The sequence below is a fragment of the Providencia sp. PROV032 genome, from assembly GCF_028484875.1.
Lineage (GTDB): Bacteria > Pseudomonadota > Gammaproteobacteria > Enterobacterales > Enterobacteriaceae > Providencia > Providencia rettgeri_E.
Genome location: NZ_JAMPSX010000004.1, coordinates 208,903 through 227,725 on the forward strand (window position 1 = coordinate 208,903; position 18,823 = coordinate 227,725).

Here is an 18,823-nt window from a genome sequence, read left to right on the forward strand (position 1 = left end):
TATCCATCTATTTTTTAGGGCTATAGACATGATTCGAAGATACATTAAGGTAATAATTACCGTAATTATCGATCTTCTTGTCGCCAAAAGGCAAAGCATATTGTCAGCTTTTACGCTCAATAATGAAATTAGCTAAAGCACTTAGCATGTCTATATTATATCCGTGGGACTGGAGAGTCTCTAAAGCATCTATCGCATCATGATATAGCTCACGTGCTTTTTTTTGTGCTGCTTCAAGGCCTAATAGCGATGGGTAGGTACTTTTTTCATGTTCGGCATCCGTTCCTTGGCGTTTACCCGTAACTTCACTATCACCAATAACATCTAGGATATCGTCCTGTACTTGAAAGGCAAGACCAATGGATTGTGCATATTTGTCTAAAACAGGCAGTAATTCTTGACCTTTTTCACCAGCCGCAAAAGCACCTAGACGGATTGCTGCACGAATCAACGCACCTGTTTTATGTTGATGAATGCGCTCAAGAGATTCAAGGCCGACTTGTTTCCCTTCTGCATCTAAATCAAGAGCTTGCCCACCACACATCCCCGCTAAACCACTTGCATATGATAACTCTGCAATCATGGCTATGCGGTCTTTGTCTGTTACATCTGGCATTGGTGCAGATGACAGTAATTGGAACGCCAATGTTTGCAATGCATCTCCAGCAAGTACCGCATTGCCTTCACCATACTTAATATGACAAGTCGGTTGGCCACGACGCAAATCATCATCATCCATTGCAGGTAAATCATCATGAATTAATGAATAAGCATGAATACATTCGACTGCGGCAGCTGGGGCATCAAGGTTTTCTTGGCTAACACCAAACATAGAACCGACGACATAAGTTAAAAATGGGCGTAAGCGTTTTCCACCTAATAATGTGCCATGACGCATTGCTTGTGCAAGTGGAAGGTCTGCAAACGGCAGTGCGTTTAAGGCATCTAATAGGTATTGATTGACTCTGTCGTAGGCTTGCTTTTGTTGCTGCGTAAAGCTATCTAAATGTTGTTCAGACATAATTTATTCTGTATCAGGTGAAAAATCGGCTAGAGGTTTATTTTCGTCATCACTTAGCAAAATTTGTACACGTTGCTCAGCTTGCTGTAGTACTTTTTGACCTTGCTTAGCAATTTGAACACCACGTTCAAACTCATTAAGGGCGTCTTCTAAGGGAAGATCACCGGATTCTAGGCGAGCGACGATCTGCTCTAGCTCTTGAAGCGAGTTTTCAAAACTAACAGTTGGAACTTGCTGAGTTTTTTCTTTAGCCATAATATTTAACCACTAATGTGGAATCAGTTAATTCGATGGGTTTTAAATATTCAGCAGACTAACGCAGTCTTGCTACGGTTACAATTTATTATTGGGGTTTTTAGATTCAACCCGCAAGATAGTGTTATAATACGCCTCATTATTGACAATTGGTAACGTGTCATGTGTCTCTGTTAAGGCACATTCGTTTGCCCCCAACCACCACGAACATGCAGCTATTATGAAGTTTATCATTAAGTTATTCCCAGAAATTACCATTAAAAGCCAAACTGTTAGGCTACGTTTCATTAAAATTTTGACCAGTAATATCCGTAACGTGCTTAAACCACTTGGCGAAGAAATTTCGGTTGTCCGTAATTGGGATAACATTGAAGTGCGTGTGAAGGGGGAAACAAAACACGACGAAATTTGTGACATGCTAGGGCGTATCCCAGGTATTCACCATATTCTCGAAGTGGAAGAAAAACCATTTACCAGTCTACATCATATTTATGAAATGACACATGAAGCCTATGGTGAGTCATTAGAAAATAAAACATTCTGTGTGCGGGTAAAACGTCGCGGTAAACATGAGTTTTCATCTATCGATGCTGAACGCTATATTGGTGGTGGCCTGAACCAGCACATTTCGTCTGCAAAAGTTAAACTTAAAGACCCTGATACCACGATCCACTTAGAAATCGAAGATGATAAACTCATCTTAGTTAAAGCACGAATTGAAGGCATCGGTGGTTTCCCTATCGGGACCCAAGAGGATGTGTTATCACTCATTTCCGGTGGCTTTGATTCGGGTGTATCAAGCTATATGTTGATGCGCCGTGGCTGTCGTGTTCACTATTGCTTCTTTAATTTAGGCGGCGCTGCACATGAAATTGGTGTGAAGCAAATCGCACATTATCTGTGGAACCGTTTTGGTAGCTCCCATAAAGTCCGTTTTATTGCTGTAAACTTTGAGCCAGTTGTGGCTGAAATTTTAGAAAAAGTGGATGATGGGCAAATGGGTGTCGTGCTCAAACGTATGATGGTAAGAGCCGCATCTAAAGTTGCAGAACGTTATGGCGTGCAGGCTATTGTTACGGGTGAAGCACTGGGGCAGGTGTCAAGCCAGACTCTAACAAACCTGCGCTTAATTGATAATGCGTCTGATACCCTTGTATTAAGGCCGCTAATTTCCCATGATAAAGAACATATTATCAAGCTAGCTCGTCAAATTGGTACTGAAGATTTTGCTAAAACCATGCCTGAATATTGTGGTGTGATATCAAAAAGCCCAACAGTGAAAGCGGTGAAAGCACGAATTGAAGCGGAAGAGGGTAATTTTGATTTCAGTATTTTAGAGTCTGTTGTTGAACAAGCGCAAAATATTGATATTCGCCAAATTGCACAAGAAAGCCTTGAAAAAGTCCCCGAAATTGAAATGGTGAGTGAGCTTTCAATTGAAAATGAAGTGATTTTAGATATTCGTTCAATTGATGAATTTGAAGATAAACCATTAAACGTGGATGGAATGGAAATTAAGCATATTCCATTCTATAAGCTGAGCACGCAATTTGGTGATTTGCCGAAAGATAAAACCTACTTATTATATTGTGACCGTGGGGTAATGAGCCGTTTGCAAGCGCTATACCTAAAAGAACAAGGTCATGAAAATATAAAGGTTTATCGCCCATAACTTAAAACAGGGTGCTTGCATCACCAACTCATCATCAGAGAGAAATGTGGGGGGAAATCCCCCCACAAGACTAGTTATCGCAGGATAACGTAGCTTGAACCAGTGTGCTTCCACTGCTGATACTGAAAGAGCAGAGCCTTTCTTGCATCAATAATCGAAAAGGAGACAGAATCCAATTGTTGAGAGTTGGAGACTGCCTCGGATTAAGATTAACATCTAAATTCGGGGCTTTCGTCTTTTTGGCTCTCATAAATGCTTGAACCAAAATGATCCAAGCACCCGCGGCGATCATAGCAAAAACTCACTCTAAACAAATCTTTTTGTTGTTCATTTTTAAAATAAAAGCATTTAAATTCAGTTTGTTATAATGATTTTAATATCATTGATATTAATATGATTATTGATGCAACCGAAATGGAAATGGCAAACTGTACTGAATAAAAATAAGTAGAGAATAAAAGCAGGGTGCTTGTATCACCAACTCATCATCAGAGAGAAATGTGGGGGGAAATCCCCCCACAAGACTAGTTATCGCAGGATAACGTAGCTTGAACCAGTGTGCTTCCACTGCTGATACTGAAAGAGCAGAGCCTTTCTTGCATCAATAACGAAAAACACAATACCGTAAGGCACACGGTAACTAGCCCCAGAAGGGCAATTTTGGCCATTCCTCTTGACTCCTTTTCGAAAAGGAGACAGAATCCAATTGTGTGAGTTGGAGACTGCCTCGGATTAAGATTAACATCTAAATTCGGGGCTTTCGTCTTTTTGGCTCTCACAAATGCTTGAACCAAAATGATCCAAGCACCCGCGGCAATCATAGCAAAAAAGTGCTGTAAACACAGGCATTTTTGGTATTTAAATCTTATTATTCATGAGGTTAAGTTGTTTCTCTAATCCATGATTTGGAATTTTTTTGTGACTAATCTTCCAAATAATCATTAATACCATTAGGTAAAACGAGCTGTGCGGCAACTTGAGCGGCTGTTTCTCTGCCTACTAATAATTCAATTAATTTTAATGCAAAGTCAAAAGAGGTGGCAGGGCCTTGGCTAGTCAGCAGATTGACGCGCTCATCAAAATAAACTCGGCGATCGACCCATTTATGGGCTGGGATTTTATCTTTCATTGATGGAAAACAGGTCATATTACCTAGCGGAAACAATTGGTGGTATTCAAGCACAAGCGCTGGTGCAGCACAAATAGCCGCCACAATTTTACCATCTAGATGCATACGGCGAACTTTTTCAACAACCAGAGGGCTATCACGGAATGTTTCCGCTCCAGTCATCCCACCAGGGAGTACAATGGCATCAAAAGGCTCATCCGCGACCTTTATCAACGGAATATCGGCAATAATTTTTAATCCACGTGAAGCGCTAATGGTTAAAGAGCCATCTTCAGTCACACTCGCTAAGGTCACATTAATGCCTGCTCTAACTAATAAATCAGCAGTAATGGTAAATTCGATTTCTTCACTACCATGAGCGATGCAAATTAGAACGGAAGTCGTCATATTGTTGTTCTCTATTTTTGACTAAATGGTAAAGGCGATCGTTTTCAGGTGTGCTAATCCCATGAGCTCGTGCTTGTTTAATTAAAAAACCGGTTATGTAGTCAATTTCAGTGCGGCGATTATTACGGGCATCTTGTAACATGGATGAATAGTTATCTGCAGTATTATTCATAATGCCATAGATATATTCTGTTAGCTCTGTTTTATCTGTATGTAACCCTTCAGCTGCCATGACATGGCATATTTCATCAATAATCCGAGATATTTGTGCGGAATATTTGATTAATTCACCATTCTTACAATCGTGCTCGACGGTGAGGGGGTTAATGACACAGTTGGCGATTAATTTACGCCAACAGGTTGTTAGAATTTGATTATGCCAAGCCACATCAGGGAGGGCTTCGTGCAAAATATCCGCAATCGGGTAGTAAGCCTGTGCTTGGGAATTAATCGCGCCAATATGGGTGATACCATGGGCAACATGAAAGACTTGGTTATTTTCTTGCCACGCCGCATGTGTTGTCACACCAGCTAAAATAGGGTGACGCAACGGAGTCAGCTCCTCAACCGTGCCCATGCCATTATGCAGTAATAAAATGGGGGTATTTTCTGGGATAGTTTTAATCAGAGGCAATAAAGCATCAGAAACTTGCCATGCTTTTAAACAGACAATGATTAACTCGCTACTTTGCAAGTGATTAATATTATTACAAGGAATGAGCTCTCGGAAAGTACGTCCATCGGGTTCATTAACATCGACGAATAAATCAGACTGTGCAACACGTAGCCAACCTTGTACGTCATGTCCTTGCATTGCAAGAGAAGCAAGCCACAGTTTACCTATCGCACCACAACCAATCAGAGTTATTTTCATTGTTTCCCCTTTAAAAATGGGAGTTTAACGTCTTATAAGGTAAGGCGGAAGTGATCTCTTGCCAGTATAACCTTTTACTATACTAAGTTGTAGGTAATGAAACATCATAGGCCCTGATAACTTGAAGTGATATGAGTAAAAACGTTATCATGCGCACAATCTAAAAATTATCAGTGAGGTTCTGGCTATGCCATCATTTGACATTGTATCTGAAGTGGAAATGAATGAAGTACGTAATGCGGTGGAAAATGCACAGCGTGAGTTAACCAGCCGTTGGGATTTTAAAAATGTCGAAGCCAGTTTTGAGCTAAATGACAAAAATGAATCCGTTAAAATTACTAGCGAATCTGATTTCCAAGTACTTCAGTTAGTTGATATTTTAAGAGAAAAAATGGCAAAGCGCGGTATTGATGGTGCGGTATTGAATGTGCCTGAAGATATCGTTCATAGTGGAAAAACCTATAGTGTTGAAGTTACGTTCAAGCAAGGTATTGATGCTGCGATTGCTAAAAAAATCGTTAAATTAATTAAAGACAGTAAACTGAAAGTTCAAGCACAAGTTCAAGGCGACCAAGTGCGTGTGACGGGTAAAGCCCGCGATGACTTACAATCGGTTATGGCGCTAGTGCGCGGTGGGAATTTAGGCCAACCTTTCCAATTTAACAACTTCCGCGATTAGTTGTTTATTAAGTAAGCCCGCAATGGCGGGCTAATTTTTACTGATTTATTAATATTTCAAGTTGCTCTCGATTAATGATTTTTCTATCAACTTTAACATAAGCACTAAATTCCTCGTCAACGACAAGCGCTTCCATCACCCCTTCTTGAGCTTGTAATTTTTTCTCAAGGCCTCTTGTATCTCCAATATGGTTGGGTAATTCAATACGAATACTGCTGACATAAGGAGGCTGCTGCATGGTCAGACTAATGATAAACCAGATGACGGTTAAAATTAAACCACCAATAAAAACGGTACCAGCCCCTTCAAAACTGTACAACCACCCACCGACAATACCACCAATGGCAACACCTAAAAACTGGCTGGTGGAGTAAACTCCCATGGCTGTTCCTTTATAGCCTGCAGGTGCCTCTTTACTGATTAGTGACGGTAAAATGGCTTCCATGATATTGAAAGCAATAAAAAAGAGTTGAATACCGAGGAAAATCACCCATAAGTGACTACCAGAAAGCCATAAGGTAATTTCAGCTAATGCTAAAACGATAATGCAAAATAAGAAAACCTGTTTCATTTTGCGGTGTTTTTCCGCATAAATAATAAAAGGAAGTACTGTTACAAAGGCGATTAACATCGTAATCAAATAAGCTTTCCAATGGTCTTTCGCTAAAAAGCCAGAGTCAGTCATGATAAGAGGTAAAGCAACAAAACTGGACATCAATAGGGTATGTAAGCAGAGGATCCCTATATTTAATTTGAGTAACTGTGGGTGCATTAAAACGGTTTTTAAATTACTTTGCACAAATGCAGATTCACGATTTAAGATATGAGTATTAGTATTAGGAACAACAAAAACAGTCACTGCAATAGCACCAACTGCAAGTAGTGCTATTCCCCAAAATAGACCACTTAAACCAATCAGGTTGGTGAGAATTGGACCCAGTACTAGCGCTATAGCAAAAGTTAAACCGAAACTAATACCTAGAAATGCCATGGCTTTAGTTCGATTTTGCTCTCGAGTTAGGTCGGAAAGTAGTGCCATGACGGCAGCTGAAATGGCACCGGCACCTTGTAAAGCACGCCCAATAATAATTCCCCAAATTGAATCGCTTAATGCTGCAACGATACTTCCGATAATAAAAATAACTAATCCAATAATAATTAAAGGCTTTCTGCCAATTTTGTCTGACATCAAGCCAAAAGGGATTTGGAAAATAGCTTGGCTAAGGCCATAGATACCAATAGCGACACCCACTAAGAACTCGCTAGCTCCTTGTAAATGCATTCCATAGCTCGTCAAAATAGGTAATACCATAAACATTCCCAGCATTCGCAAGGAAAAAACTGAGCCTAACCCCCAAGTGGATCTAAGCTCTGCGGACGTCATTTTGTTATCATTCATTTTTATTCTTCATATTTCGTGCGGTAGCGGTGTTGGCTCTCTTGGCTACTTAGGTCGCATACTGGTAGCACAATAAATTTGTGTTACGTTGTGGTGATATGTTTGTACTATCAATCCATTAGCATTTCTAATAGTGCATTTTATATCTAGCTTATAAATAGCAAGGGGCTATTTAACCATAAAATAGATTCATAAGGATAGGCAGAATAAGTAAAAGTGAGTTGTAAAAGCAGTTAGAGACAAATAAAAAACGGCGGGGAAGGCCCGCCGTTTAGATATTGTTATCATCAGTAAACAGATAAGTTATCTGACGAGAGCTATAACAGTATCGCTTGAAACGATAGGATCAACTGACATCATTACACTCAATGAAGTAATTGCTACGATTGAGAAAATGAACAGTTTTCTAGCCCAGACTCGGTCGTCATTTTCGGTTTTGAAGCCCGAAATTGCCATACCTAGCCACCATAAGCTGACTGCTGCACCTACGACGAGGTACTTATAGCCCGCGTATCCACTGATAGCTAACATCAATGTTGCGACCATAAACGCTAGGATATACAGGAAAATATGTGTCTTCGCGACTGAAATTCCTTTAATAACCGGTAACACTGGAATGTTTGCGGCTTTATAATCCTTAAAGCGGAAGATAGCAATGGCATAAGAATGAGGCATCTGCCACAAACTGAATATCAACAATAGGATAAGTGCACCCATATCGAATTCATTTGTAACCGCGCAGTAACCGATAACCGGTGGTGCCGCGCCTGAAAGGCTGCCAATCAGCGTGCCATAAACGGATTTACGCTTCATATATAGGCTATAAATACCTACATAAACAATGAAGCCGATAACTGCAAGCAGCATTGCCAGCGCATTGGCTGCTACAAGTAGCAGCACCATACCAGCAATACCTAATGCAGCAGCGTAAATCAGGCTAACTTTCGGGTCAATCAGCCCTTTAACTAAAGGGCGATTCTTCGTTCTTTCCATGATACGGTCGATATCACGGTCGATGTAGTTGTTAAATACACAACCAGAAGCCACGACCAGCGATACACCCAGTAAAGTCGCAACGAACAGTGGGTAATCAATTGACCCTTTTGAAGCCAATAAAAAACCACCGATCACAGAAATCAAGTTTCCGAATATAATTCCTGGTTTGGTCACTTGCAGGTATTGCTTAAACATATCGGCAACTCTTTAGTCGAGCATCATATTGATGTTCAGGTTGTACATAATCCACAGCGAGCCAATGACCACGATACCAATAATTAGCATCGTGAACAGGAAGGCAACTAAATTCCAGCGCTCATCTGATGATGTATTCATATGTAAGAAACAAACCAAATGAACTAGAATTTGCACAACGGCCATGCCCACTACAACCCAAAGAATTGCTGAGGTTGACGCCGTACCTTCCATCACCATCCAGAAAGGGATCACTGTCAGGATAACTGATAGAATAAAGCCAATCAGGTATGTTTTTACGCTACCGTGGCTTGCTCCAGTGTGAGCATCTTTTGCATGACTCATTTAAATAGCCCCCAGAAGATAAACAACGGTAAATACACAAATCCACACAACGTCTAAGAAGTGCCAGAACAGGCTTAGGCAGTTTAAACGTGTTTTGTTGACATCAGTTAGACCACGGCGAGTAACTTGGATCATCATGATAATAATCCAGATCAGGCCCGCAGTTACGTGTAGACCGTGAGTCGCAACGAGTGCGAAGAAACCAGATAAGAAACCGCTACGGTCAGGACCAAAGCCTTCTGCAATCAATTCATGGAACTCATAGATTTCCATGATGACGAAGCCTAGACCTAACAGAAACGTTGCGAACAGCCATAAGTTAACAGCAGCTATCTTACCTTTATGCATCGCTATCATTGCGAAGCCATAAGTAATACTACTTACTAACAGTAAGAAGGTTTCGCCTAATACGAACTTCAGACTGAAGATATCTTTACCAGCAGGTCCGCCAGCAGTTCCATCGGCCAAAACAACATAGGTGGCGAACAAACAAGCAAACAGAATCAAGTCGCTCATGATGTAGAGCCAGAAACCGAATACTTTTGTTCCACCTGCATCGTGGTGCCCATGCTCAGCATGGGCGATATTTTGGTTAGTCATTGTATTAGTTGACATCGTTCACACCTGCCTTACGCAATTCTTCAAAGTGCTTATTCTCGATTTCTTCGATTTCAGCCACAGGTACGTAGTAATCAACATCTTCGTCGAAGCTTTTTGCAATCCAAGTTACGATCATTCCACCGAAACCAATGATTGCGAGCCACCAGATGTGCCAGATCATTGCGAAACCTAAAACCAAGCTAAATGCAGCGATAATAACGCCTGCGCCTGTGTTTTTCGGCATATGAATTTCTTCATATGAAGTTGGTTTCTTATGAGCAAGGCCTTTCTCTTTCAGATCCCACCATGCATCGCGGGTTTGAACGTGTGGTTCAATCGCAAAGTTATAGAAAGGTGGTGGAGAAGATGTTGCCCACTCAAGTGTACGTCCACCCCATGGGTCACCGGTTAAATCACGGTTTTCATGACGGTCGCGGATACTCACAATGATTTGGATAACTTGGCATGCAATACCGATGGCGATTAACGCAGCACCGCCTGCAGCAACCACTAACATTGTGTGGTAAGTCGGGTCAATATTTTGACTTAAACGACGGGTCATACCCATAAAGCCAAGAATATACAGTGGCATAAAGGCTAAGAAGAAACCGATGATCCAGAACCAGAAGGCACGAACACCCCATTTCTCATTTAGTGTGAAGCCATATGCTTTCGGGAACCAGTAAGTCATACCCGCGAAGCACCCGAATACAACACCACCAATGATAACGTTATGGAAGTGAGCAATCAGGAATAGACTGTTATGCAGAACGAAGTTTGCACCTGGAACAGCAAGCAGAACACCAGTCATACCACCAACAGAGAAGGTGATGATGAAACCGATAGTCCACAGCATAGGTGATTTAAACTCGATACGGCCTTGGTACATGGTAAACAACCAGTTGAAGATCTTAACCCCTGTAGGGATTGCGATAATCATTGTGGCGATACCAAAGAAGGCGTTAACGTTCGCGCCTGAACCCATCGTAAAGAAGTGGTGCAACCAAACGATGAACGACATAACGGTAATAACGATTGTAGCCCAAACTAATGAGGTATAACCGAATAAACGTTTTTTCGAGAAGGTCGCTGCAACTTCAGAGAATACACCGAATACTGGGAGAACAAGGATATACACCTCAGGGTGACCCCAAGCCCAAATCAGGTTGATGTACATCATCATGTTGCCGCCCATATCATTAGTAAAGAAATGGGTGCCTAAATAACGGTCTAACGTCAGAAGCGTTAATGTGACGGTTAAGATAGGGAAAGCAGCAACAATCAATACGTTAGTACATAACGCAGCCCAGCTGAATACAGGCATTTTCATCATCGACATTCCCGGTGTACGCATACGGATAATAGTCGCGATGAAGTTAACCCCTGTTAATAGTGTACCAATACCGGATATCTGGAGACTCCAAAGCCAGTAATCGACCCCGACCCCAGGGTTGTACTCCAAGCCGGATAATGGCGGATAAGCCAACCAACCAGTCTGTGCGAATTCACCAACCCCTAGGGAGATGTTGATTAACACAACACCCACAACAAAGAACCAGAAACTCAATGAGTTCAGGAATGGGAACGCAACATCACGTGCACCAATTTGCAGAGGCACAACTAAGTTCATCAGACCAACAACGAATGGGGTTGCCATGAAGAAAATCATGATAACGCCGTGCGCAGTAAAGATTTGGTCATAGTGATGAGGATTTAAGAAGCCCTCTTGGCCAGCAGATGCAAGAACTTGCTGCCCACGCATCATGATAGCATCAGCGAAGCCACGGAATAACATGACCATCGCTACAATGATGTACATGACACCAATTTTCTTATGGTCAACAGAGGTTAACCATTCTTTCCACAACCACTTCCATTTACCAAAGTAAGAAATCACACCAACTAGGCCAAGCCCACCAAGGACAATAGCAATCAATGTGACAACGATAATCGGCTCATGGAGCGGAATTGCATCTAGTGTTAATTTTCCGAACATGCCCTTATTCCTCAGCGCCAGCTGCATGAGCGCTATGGCTCATTTGCATTGAATTACCTGTAGCATTGTTATGGTCAGTCATTGAATGACTTTGATTTTCTACAGGAGCGTGACCTTTATGGTGCTCATGACCAAACTTCAGAACGATATCTTCATAAAGTTTAGGCTTCACGCTAGAGAAGTAGGTAACAGGAACGTTCATGCTTGGCTTAGCGACTTCGTCAAATGCCTGCATGGTGTCCATTGTTTTAGGAGAAGCTTTCACCTTTTGTACCCACTCATCAAAACCTTGACGGTCAGGAGTTGCAATTGCATTGAACTTCATATCAGAGAAGCCGTGGCCACTATAGCTTGCAGAGAAGCCTTTATAAGTGCCTGGTTCGTTAGCGATTAAGTGAAGTTTTGTTTGCATACCCGCCATCGCGTAGATTTGCCCACCTAAAGATGGAATGAAGAATGAATTCATCACCGAATCTGACGTGATTTTGAAGTTAACTGGCACACCGGTAGGGAATGCGATTTCATTAACTGTTGCAATGCCTTGCTCTGGATAAATAAATATCCATTTCCAGTCAGCAGAAATAACTTCAATCGTGACGGGTTCCTGATCACTTACTAATGGCTGATACGGGTCCAGCTCATGTGTCGTTTTCCAAGTAATAGTACCTAGAATAATGATAATGATGATAGGAACAGTCCAGCAGACTAACTCAATTTTATTTGAGTGAGCCCAATTAGGACGGTAGGTTGCTGACGTGTTGGATTCACGGTATTTTCTTGCGAAGATAATCGTCATGAAAATAACAGGAATAACAACAAGTAGCATTAAGCCAATTGCAATAAGAATTAGCTCTTTTTGTTTAACGCCAACGGCGCCTTTTGGATCCATCAACACCATATCGCAACCACCTAATAGTAAGGTAGCTACAACAAGTGAGATTGCTCCGATGCTTTTTTTGTAGTTCATAAGTCTCATCCACGACCCCAAATGACAAAGATTCTAATTGTCGTTTCATCAGTGCGGGCATTTTACGGTAAGGTTATGCGAGTGTAAATGATTGTAAGGCAAAGAAACTGAATTGTTAGCTCTTTATGTTAATATGATCACATGTAATGAACTTATAAACAAAAAGTTAAAATTGATACGAATTATAAGTATGTGTTGATAAAACTCTATTAATACTAAATTATCTTGGTAATTTTTCAAAGAAAAATATATACAAAAGAAATAAAAAAAGAGGGAAACTGATATAAATGATTAGCAATATGCTAAGGGAAATTACAGTTTTTAGTGCCGATAAAGCTATTTTAGTTGCTTTATCGGCCAAATGATAAAAAAAAATTTTATTTTACTGATAGAAAAAAGAAATTTGTTAAATTTTGTTCCAGTTTTCTATATCGAATTAAAATGTGTACTTTAATGTATAAATGATTGCATCCTGATAGAAGGTATCCCCTAATTTATTATCTGCATAGCGGTATTGTACCCCTGCAGAAACATGATTTGTGGCATTCCACCAAAAAGCAAGAGCGCCATTTATGCCATTACTCTTACCGCCGTTATAGCGTTTGTTCCTAGCAAACTCCATTTCATGCCAGTTTGTTATCATGAAATTTTCTTCGAATGCGCTGAAATTATAACCGGCTACCCAACCTGCGACATATCCATTATTACCAGAATAGAATGTCTGATCGGTGTAATTAAGAGCAATAAAAGGCTTAAACCATAAGTCACCGAATGCAGTGTTATAACCAATACCATATAAGGTGTTCACATCGTGGAAATTACCACCATACTTGGCTCCCGGTAATGACCAAGTACCATAAACGTGTCCATATAAGTTAAAACCAGTGTCACCTAAGTAAAAGCGGCCTGTTGTTTTAATTGTATAACGTTTATTCCGCCCTGAATCGGTATGTTGGCTGTGGAATGGATTTTCGAGATCAAAAAAACCATATAACTCACCCCAATTAAAATTGGCCCCACCTTCAAGTTCAATATAGGCAAAATCTTTTTTACGTGTCGTTTTTTCTGTTTTGGTTTCAGTGCGATGTGACCAATCTAAATAGTTTATATTGACATCAGCAAAGCCATTTTTATAGCCAATAATATCGTCAGAGTATGCTGTACCTGCTAGAGAGATTAAGGCGGTAATGTAAATGATTTTTTTCATAGATAGATTATCTTCGCTTAATAATTGATGAGGTTTAGCAGTTTGCTAGTTGTTAACACTTTAATTAACCTATTTGTAACTTGTGATATATTAGGCTTGAAAATTGCAATTAAGAAATATTTTACACGAACAAAGTGATCTTAATCACGATTTTTTGATGATTTTAGTTTGTTTTGTTATTTGGAACTGATTTGTAGTAAAGATCAAATTCCCTAAATAAATAAACTTTACTTAGGGAATTTCGAGGTGAATAAGTTAATGTGTTAATGTATAGAAAGGGTTATTGTTGTACTGTTTTACGGACGGCGAGGAAATCCAAACTACCACCAATAACTAAACTGATAGCACCAATGCTAATACCTGTATTAAAGATGAGGTTTTGGTAATGAGGCAAGCTCAGCCAAAATTCAATTTGTGTCGTAAATAAATAAATTCTCATATCACTAAATGAAAATACAAGTAATGAGAGTAGCCAAATAGCAAGGCAGCTTACGGCAGTAATAAGTGCATATACGGCAATACGATAGCCTCTAGTGTACAATTGACGTCGTTGAAATAGCCCTGTTGTTTGTGTGTAAATTAAGGATGTTCGGCAAGCTAATAAAAGCAAAACGCCAGGAACAGCAACCGCGATCGAAATAAGGTAGAAAAGTGGCCAGCCATAGTTACTGACAAAAATACTCGCGACTGGGCCAATGTAAACACGGCCAACAGCAGAAAGAGCAGAAAGAAGTGCAAACTGTGTTGCAGATAACGACTTGTTACATAATGTCATTAAGAGGGCGACAAACGCAGCAGTTCCCATTCCAGAGAAGATATTTTCTAGAAATATAATCGACCCCATGGTTAAGATATTAGGTGGGGTTATCGCTAAGAACCAATATCCGATATTAGAGCCGCCTTGTAGAAGCCCAAAAATAAATAGAGCTTTAAATAAGCTCATATTTTTCATTAGGTAACCACCAAGTAATGCCCCAACTATAGTTGCTGCCATACCCACAGTTTTATTGACGGTGCCTACTTCACTTAAACTAAAGCCAAGCGCATTTAATAGAAAGTTGGTGTTGAGCGCCATGACAAAGGCGTCACCGAGTTTGTAAAAAACTAACAGAAGTAAGATTAGCCATGCATTGTTCCGGCTAAAAAATTCAGCAAGTGGCTCGTAAATCGCTTTTTTTAGCGAGGTTGGCGCAGCACCGCTCTCTTCAGGTTCTTTTGCGAGCAATGTTGCGATAACACCGATAATCATCAACCCTGCCATAACTAAATAAAGTTGTTTCCACGTTAAAAACTTATCCGCTAGCCAAAGTGCAAGCCCACCAGAAACGAGCATGCTGATCCGGTACCCCATAACGGAGGTTGCCGCACCAATTCCGCGTTCTTCAGCACTGAGTAAATCAGTTTTATAAGCATCAAAAACAATATCTTGTGAGGCTGAACAAAATGCAACAGTAACGGCTAGCGCAGCCAGATACCACAAATGTTCTGAGGGGTTCATAAAGCCCATTGCGGCAATACTGATAATCAACAGAATTTGTGTAGTTAATAGCCATCCTCTTCGGCGGCCAAGAAAGGGTGGAGTGTAGCGATCCATCATTGGGGACCAAAGAAATTTCAATACATAAGCCTGCCCAACCAATGAAAAGAAACCAATGGTTTTAATATCGACATTTTCAACGGTTAGCCAAGCTTGTAATGTACCTGCAGTTAAAGCTAAAGGTAGACCGGAAACAAAGCCTAAAAGGATTAAAGTGATGTTATTTGGTAGAGTAAAACGAGGCATTATTCCCTCTAAGCCAGTGTTATATTGCGCAATACATTGCGCTGCAGAAGTATTAGCTGCGCTATGCTACCCAAGCCCTCTTAATGAGAGCTTAAGTAGCTTAATACTTAATGATAATGATTGCTCAGTTAATAGCGTGAATTTTGTCTGATAAAATCGGTGATTTCTTGGTCTGCTGCCATATCTGCAATTAAATCAGTTAATGCGCTGTTGATCGCTGTTTCTATCTTGGCATTATTAGCAGCCAATAATTCTTGTGTATTGAAATTACGGGTAAATGAACGTGTTTTTGTCGAACCATTTGGCGCCGTTGCAATAATACTCACACTGGAGTTTACAGTGATATTATGGCGTAGGCTGCCTTCATTTACTTTGGTATCGAGTTTATTCAATTGAACGACGAGATTTACATTTGCCGGTGATGTCACCATAAACCCACGAGCCGCCATTTGTTTTTCGACAGCTTCTTGCATGAGATAGCGAGGATCACGAGAAGGATTTAGTACCACTAAACTACCATTACGATTGACCTCTGCTAAGGATTTATTTGTACGATTATCTACACTGCTCACACTAATTGACGTCGCATTCAACGTCGGGTTTTTTGCCGGTAAAGTTATCTTAGGCTCTAGTGATAATGTATTGCTGCTGGTTGCACAACCAGCAAGAAGAAATAACCCTAAAAGTGGAAAACACAGTTTTCTTAACATAATTTTTTCCAGTTCATCTTTCCTAATTGAAAATGTTTCGTTATGGTGCGGGTAGCCGTCGTTCAATATAAAGCTTAGCGGCTTATTTATCCTAAACTGTTAGACAACAATTTTTGAAAAAATTCGCATCAACGTGCCGCTATCATAACATTGGCAAGTTATTATCGGATATAGAAGATAGCAATAATCAATGCGTACAATATTGCCTCTGAGCATAATTTTTAATTAAGGAGCATTTTATGGGCGCTAATGCAGCTCAAAGTATGCAATCTCTTGTGATTCAAAAATTACAAGCTGCTTTTGAACCGACACATTTGGAGGTGATTAATGAAAGTCATCAACACAATGTGTTACCCGGGTCTGAAAGCCATTTCAAAGTTATTTTAGTGAGCGATAAATTTGAAAATAAACGAATGCTTGCCCGTCATCGTGAAATTTATGCTATTTTAGCGGACGAATTATCAGGGGGGATCCATGCCCTTGCTTTGCATACATATACACAACAAGAATGGAATGAGCTTGCTGATACAGCATTAAAATCGCCGGCTTGTCGTGGTGTAGGTGGTATTAATCGATAATTCGTTGTTTCAGGTAATGCACTGAGACGATTCTTTACATAATCAGCCATGCTTAATAATGGGTTTGGTGAATGTTTTTTCTTCAATTTAGGCGAAAAAACAAAAAATTTAGTCAGAAAAGTCACAAATAAAGAGGAAAAAACGCTTCTTTTCTCAGCTTTTCTCGACTCAGGGCGCATGCATCGGTATAATGCTGCGTCTAATTTTCAGTAAGGTTTCGGGACGCTTCTGATATCAGGGATTGACCGTTACGAAAGTAACGCCCCCGGTTCTGGAAGGGAGACAGCCGTTATGATTTAATGGCATAACTCTGGAGTAGACCGATCACTAAGATTTATTTTGAGGTAAGAAGATGCAAGTTTCTGTTGAAACGACTCAAGGCCTTGGGCGTCGTGTAACAATCACCGTTCCTGCCACTGATATTGAAAAAGCAGTTAATAGCGAATTAGTTAGTGTTGCTAAAAAAGTACGTGTTGATGGTTTCCGTAAAGGAAAAGTACCAATGAACATCGTTAAACAGCGTTACGGTGCGTCTGTTATGCAAGACGTTCTGGGCGATGTAATGCAACGTAACTTCATCAACGCAATTATTGAGCAAAAAATCAATCCAGCGGGTGCACCTAGCTACAAGCCAGAGCAACTCGAAGATGGTAAAGATTTTGTGTATTCAGTTGAATTCGAAGTTTACCCAGAAATCGAATTAGCAGGTTTAGAAACTATCGAAGTTGAAAAACCAGCCGTTTCTGTAAAAGACGAAGATCTGGAAAACATGTTAGAAACTCTGCGTAAGCAACAAGCGCAGTGGAAAGAAGTTGAAGCGCCAGCAGAGTCTGACTCTCGCATCACTATCAACTTTACCGGTTCTATCGATGGTGAAGAATTCGAAGGCGGCAAAGCAGAAGATTTCGCACTCGTTATGGGCGAAGGTCGTATGATCCCAGGTTTCGAAGAAGGTGTTGTGGGTCATAAAGCGGGTGAAGAATTCGATATCGAAGTTAACTTCCCAGAAGACTACCATGCTGAAAACCTGAAAGGTAAAGCGGCGAAATTTGCTATCGTTCTGAAGAAAGTAGAACAGCGTGAACTGCCTGAGTTCACTGAAGAATTCATCAAGCGTTTTGGTATCGCTGATGGCTCTTTAGATGGCCTGCGTGCTGAAGTACGTAAAAACATGGAGCGTGAGCTGAAAAATGCTGTGCGTAACCGTGTTAAAGCCCAAGTTCTGGATGGCTTAATCAAAGCTAACGACATCGAAGTACCAGCAGCAGTTGTTGATGGCGAGATTGATGTTCTGCGTCGTCAAGCGGCACAACGCTTTGGCGGTGACGAAAAACAAGCGATGGAATTACCTCGTGAACTGTTTGAAGAACAAGCAAAACGTCGCGTAGTGATCGGTCTACTGTTAGGTGAAGTGATCAACAAAAACGAACTGAAAGCTGACGAAGATCGTGTTAAAGCGCTGATCGAAGAAATGGCTTCTGCGTATGAAGATCCATCTGAAGTTATCGAATACTACAGCAAAAACGAAGAGCTGATGAACAGTGTTCGTAACTTAGCTTTAGAAGAACAAGCGGTTGAAACAGTATTAGCTGTTGCTAAAGTGACAGAAAAAGAAACTAACTTCACTGAACTGATGAACCAAGTTCAAGCAGGTTAATTTTTTCTTGCTGTGCAAAATAATAAAACCCGTGGTGTGCTACTACGGGTTTTTTGTCAATTAAAGCCTTTAAATTATCATTTTAGCGAATTTAATTCGGGTACCCTTGAAAAGCACATTTAAACCCTAATTATATTATCTATACTTCGAGTAGTCTAAGTGGGGCTTTAATAGCGATTTAAACTATTTTGCATAGCTTAATATTGTCGAAAACGATGATATTGAGCAATTGAGTTATTTCATCATCTTTGAAAATCAAGTATGGTTTTCTAATGGTATAATTCCGTGTAACCCAATAGACTTGTGTTAAACTCTTTTAAAGAGCGTCTTGTTTACTGCAGCATACATAGCTGCATTTTCTTCTTATTTCGTC

18 protein-coding genes are annotated in these 18,823 nt (G+C 40.5%); 4 read left to right on the plus strand and 14 right to left on the minus strand.

Annotated features, from left to right (window positions below):
* Window positions 1-103: 103 nt before the first annotated feature.
* Entirely contained in the window at window positions 104-1,021 is a 918-nt protein-coding gene (ispA, locus tag PSF42_RS04015; RefSeq protein ID WP_248467675.1) for a (2E,6E)-farnesyl diphosphate synthase, read from the minus strand.
* Between the two features lie 3 nt (window positions 1,022-1,024).
* On the minus strand, window positions 1,025-1,276 hold the full coding sequence (gene xseB / locus PSF42_RS04020) for an exodeoxyribonuclease VII small subunit (RefSeq protein ID WP_125891971.1): 252 nt from the start codon (window positions 1,274-1,276) through the stop codon (window positions 1,025-1,027).
* A gap of 220 nt (window positions 1,277-1,496) precedes the next feature.
* Between xseB and thiI the strand changes: the two genes are divergently transcribed.
* Window positions 1,497-2,948, plus strand: coding sequence for a tRNA uracil 4-sulfurtransferase ThiI (gene thiI / locus PSF42_RS04025; protein WP_125891972.1), 1,452 nt, complete (start codon window positions 1,497-1,499; stop codon window positions 2,946-2,948).
* A gap of 524 nt (window positions 2,949-3,472) precedes the next feature.
* On the opposite strand, the gene PSF42_RS04030 is transcribed toward thiI, so the two are convergent.
* From PSF42_RS04030 to panE, 3 genes are all read right to left on the minus strand, one after another.
* On the minus strand, window positions 3,473-3,616 hold the full coding sequence (locus tag PSF42_RS04030) for a Hok/Gef family protein (RefSeq protein WP_004914564.1): 144 nt from the start codon (window positions 3,614-3,616) through the stop codon (window positions 3,473-3,475).
* Between the two features lie 254 nt (window positions 3,617-3,870).
* Complete coding sequence (yajL, locus tag PSF42_RS04035) at window positions 3,871-4,464, minus strand: protein deglycase YajL (RefSeq protein ID WP_272679499.1); 594 nt, start codon at window positions 4,462-4,464, stop codon at window positions 3,871-3,873.
* Window positions 4,427-5,338, minus strand: a complete 912-nt coding sequence (gene panE / locus PSF42_RS04040) for a 2-dehydropantoate 2-reductase (protein ID WP_125891974.1) — start codon at window positions 5,336-5,338, stop codon at window positions 4,427-4,429. Before panE ends, yajL begins: the two co-directional genes overlap by 38 nt.
* Window positions 5,339-5,525: 187 nt before the next feature.
* On the opposite strand from panE, the gene PSF42_RS04045 reads away from it, so the two are divergent.
* Entirely contained in the window at window positions 5,526-6,017 is a 492-nt protein-coding gene (locus PSF42_RS04045; RefSeq protein ID WP_004914551.1) for a YajQ family cyclic di-GMP-binding protein, read from the plus strand.
* Between the two features lie 37 nt (window positions 6,018-6,054).
* Here the strand turns inward: PSF42_RS04045 and PSF42_RS04050 are convergent, their stop codons facing one another.
* From PSF42_RS04050 to PSF42_RS04090, 9 genes are all read right to left on the minus strand, one after another.
* Window positions 6,055-7,416, minus strand: coding sequence for an MFS transporter (locus tag PSF42_RS04050; protein ID WP_125891975.1), 1,362 nt, complete (start codon window positions 7,414-7,416; stop codon window positions 6,055-6,057).
* Between the two features lie 303 nt (window positions 7,417-7,719).
* Entirely contained in the window at window positions 7,720-8,607 is an 888-nt protein-coding gene (gene cyoE, locus PSF42_RS04055) for a heme o synthase (RefSeq protein WP_125891976.1), read from the minus strand.
* Between the two features lie 12 nt (window positions 8,608-8,619).
* Window positions 8,620-8,952, minus strand: coding sequence for a cytochrome o ubiquinol oxidase subunit IV (locus tag PSF42_RS04060; protein WP_125891977.1), 333 nt, complete (start codon window positions 8,950-8,952; stop codon window positions 8,620-8,622).
* Window positions 8,953-9,567: a cytochrome o ubiquinol oxidase subunit III gene (locus tag PSF42_RS04065; protein ID WP_004905456.1), complete on the minus strand. Its 615-nt coding sequence runs from the start codon at window positions 9,565-9,567 to the stop codon at window positions 8,953-8,955. It lies immediately after the preceding gene.
* Window positions 9,557-11,548 carry a cytochrome o ubiquinol oxidase subunit I gene (gene cyoB / locus PSF42_RS04070; RefSeq protein ID WP_036958554.1) on the minus strand — a complete coding sequence of 664 codons (1,992 nt, stop codon included), beginning with the start codon at window positions 11,546-11,548 and terminating at the stop codon, window positions 9,557-9,559. The genes PSF42_RS04065 and cyoB overlap by 11 nt, the downstream gene beginning before the upstream one ends.
* 4 nt (window positions 11,549-11,552) lie before the next feature.
* Window positions 11,553-12,524, minus strand: a complete 972-nt coding sequence (gene cyoA, locus PSF42_RS04075; protein WP_125891978.1) for a cytochrome o ubiquinol oxidase subunit II — start codon at window positions 12,522-12,524, stop codon at window positions 11,553-11,555.
* A 427-nt stretch (window positions 12,525-12,951) separates the two neighbouring features.
* Complete coding sequence (locus PSF42_RS04080; protein ID WP_125891979.1) at window positions 12,952-13,722, minus strand: nucleoside-specific channel-forming Tsx family protein; 771 nt, start codon at window positions 13,720-13,722, stop codon at window positions 12,952-12,954.
* Between the two features lie 280 nt (window positions 13,723-14,002).
* Window positions 14,003-15,505: a muropeptide MFS transporter AmpG gene (gene ampG / locus PSF42_RS04085; protein WP_125891980.1), complete on the minus strand. Its 1,503-nt coding sequence runs from the start codon at window positions 15,503-15,505 to the stop codon at window positions 14,003-14,005.
* A gap of 128 nt (window positions 15,506-15,633) precedes the next feature.
* Complete coding sequence (locus tag PSF42_RS04090) at window positions 15,634-16,215, minus strand: YajG family lipoprotein (RefSeq protein WP_125891981.1); 582 nt, start codon at window positions 16,213-16,215, stop codon at window positions 15,634-15,636.
* Window positions 16,216-16,454: 239 nt separating this feature from the next.
* Here PSF42_RS04090 and bolA point away from each other — a divergent pair, with 239 nt between their 5' ends.
* Both bolA and tig read left to right on the plus strand, forming a co-directional pair.
* Window positions 16,455-16,793, plus strand: a complete 339-nt coding sequence (gene bolA / locus PSF42_RS04095) for a transcriptional regulator BolA (protein ID WP_125891982.1) — start codon at window positions 16,455-16,457, stop codon at window positions 16,791-16,793.
* Window positions 16,794-17,145: 352 nt separating this feature from the next.
* The gene (tig, locus tag PSF42_RS04100) at window positions 17,146-18,450 is read left to right on the plus strand and encodes a trigger factor (RefSeq protein ID WP_213912935.1); all 1,305 of its coding nucleotides are present in this window, start codon (window positions 17,146-17,148) and stop codon (window positions 18,448-18,450) included.
* Window positions 18,451-18,823 lie beyond the last annotated feature (373 nt).

Coding starts and splice junctions, on each gene's coding strand:
- ispA (WP_248467675.1), bottom strand. CDS start 1,021: ATGTCTGAACAACATTTAGATAGCTTTACGCAGCAACAAAAGCAAGCC.
- xseB (WP_125891971.1), bottom strand. CDS start 1,276: ATGGCTAAAGAAAAAACTCAGCAAGTTCCAACTGTTAGTTTTGAAAAC.
- thiI (WP_125891972.1), top strand. CDS start 1,497: ATGAAGTTTATCATTAAGTTATTCCCAGAAATTACCATTAAAAGCCAA.
- PSF42_RS04030 (WP_004914564.1), bottom strand. CDS start 3,616: ATGGCCAAAATTGCCCTTCTGGGGCTAGTTACCGTGTGCCTTACGGTA.
- yajL (WP_272679499.1), bottom strand. CDS start 4,464: ATGACGACTTCCGTTCTAATTTGCATCGCTCATGGTAGTGAAGAAATC.
- panE (WP_125891974.1), bottom strand. CDS start 5,338: ATGAAAATAACTCTGATTGGTTGTGGTGCGATAGGTAAACTGTGGCTT.
- PSF42_RS04045 (WP_004914551.1), top strand. CDS start 5,526: ATGCCATCATTTGACATTGTATCTGAAGTGGAAATGAATGAAGTACGT.
- PSF42_RS04050 (WP_125891975.1), bottom strand. CDS start 7,416: ATGAATGATAACAAAATGACGTCCGCAGAGCTTAGATCCACTTGGGGG.
- cyoE (WP_125891976.1), bottom strand. CDS start 8,607: ATGTTTAAGCAATACCTGCAAGTGACCAAACCAGGAATTATATTCGGA.
- PSF42_RS04060 (WP_125891977.1), bottom strand. CDS start 8,952: ATGAGTCATGCAAAAGATGCTCACACTGGAGCAAGCCACGGTAGCGTA.
- PSF42_RS04065 (WP_004905456.1), bottom strand. CDS start 9,567: ATGTCAACTAATACAATGACTAACCAAAATATCGCCCATGCTGAGCAT.
- cyoB (WP_036958554.1), bottom strand. CDS start 11,548: ATGTTCGGAAAATTAACACTAGATGCAATTCCGCTCCATGAGCCGATT.
- cyoA (WP_125891978.1), bottom strand. CDS start 12,524: ATGAGACTTATGAACTACAAAAAAAGCATCGGAGCAATCTCACTTGTT.
- PSF42_RS04080 (WP_125891979.1), bottom strand. CDS start 13,722: ATGAAAAAAATCATTTACATTACCGCCTTAATCTCTCTAGCAGGTACA.
- ampG (WP_125891980.1), bottom strand. CDS start 15,505: ATGCCTCGTTTTACTCTACCAAATAACATCACTTTAATCCTTTTAGGC.
- PSF42_RS04090 (WP_125891981.1), bottom strand. CDS start 16,215: ATGTTAAGAAAACTGTGTTTTCCACTTTTAGGGTTATTTCTTCTTGCT.
- bolA (WP_125891982.1), top strand. CDS start 16,455: ATGGGCGCTAATGCAGCTCAAAGTATGCAATCTCTTGTGATTCAAAAA.
- tig (WP_213912935.1), top strand. CDS start 17,146: ATGCAAGTTTCTGTTGAAACGACTCAAGGCCTTGGGCGTCGTGTAACA.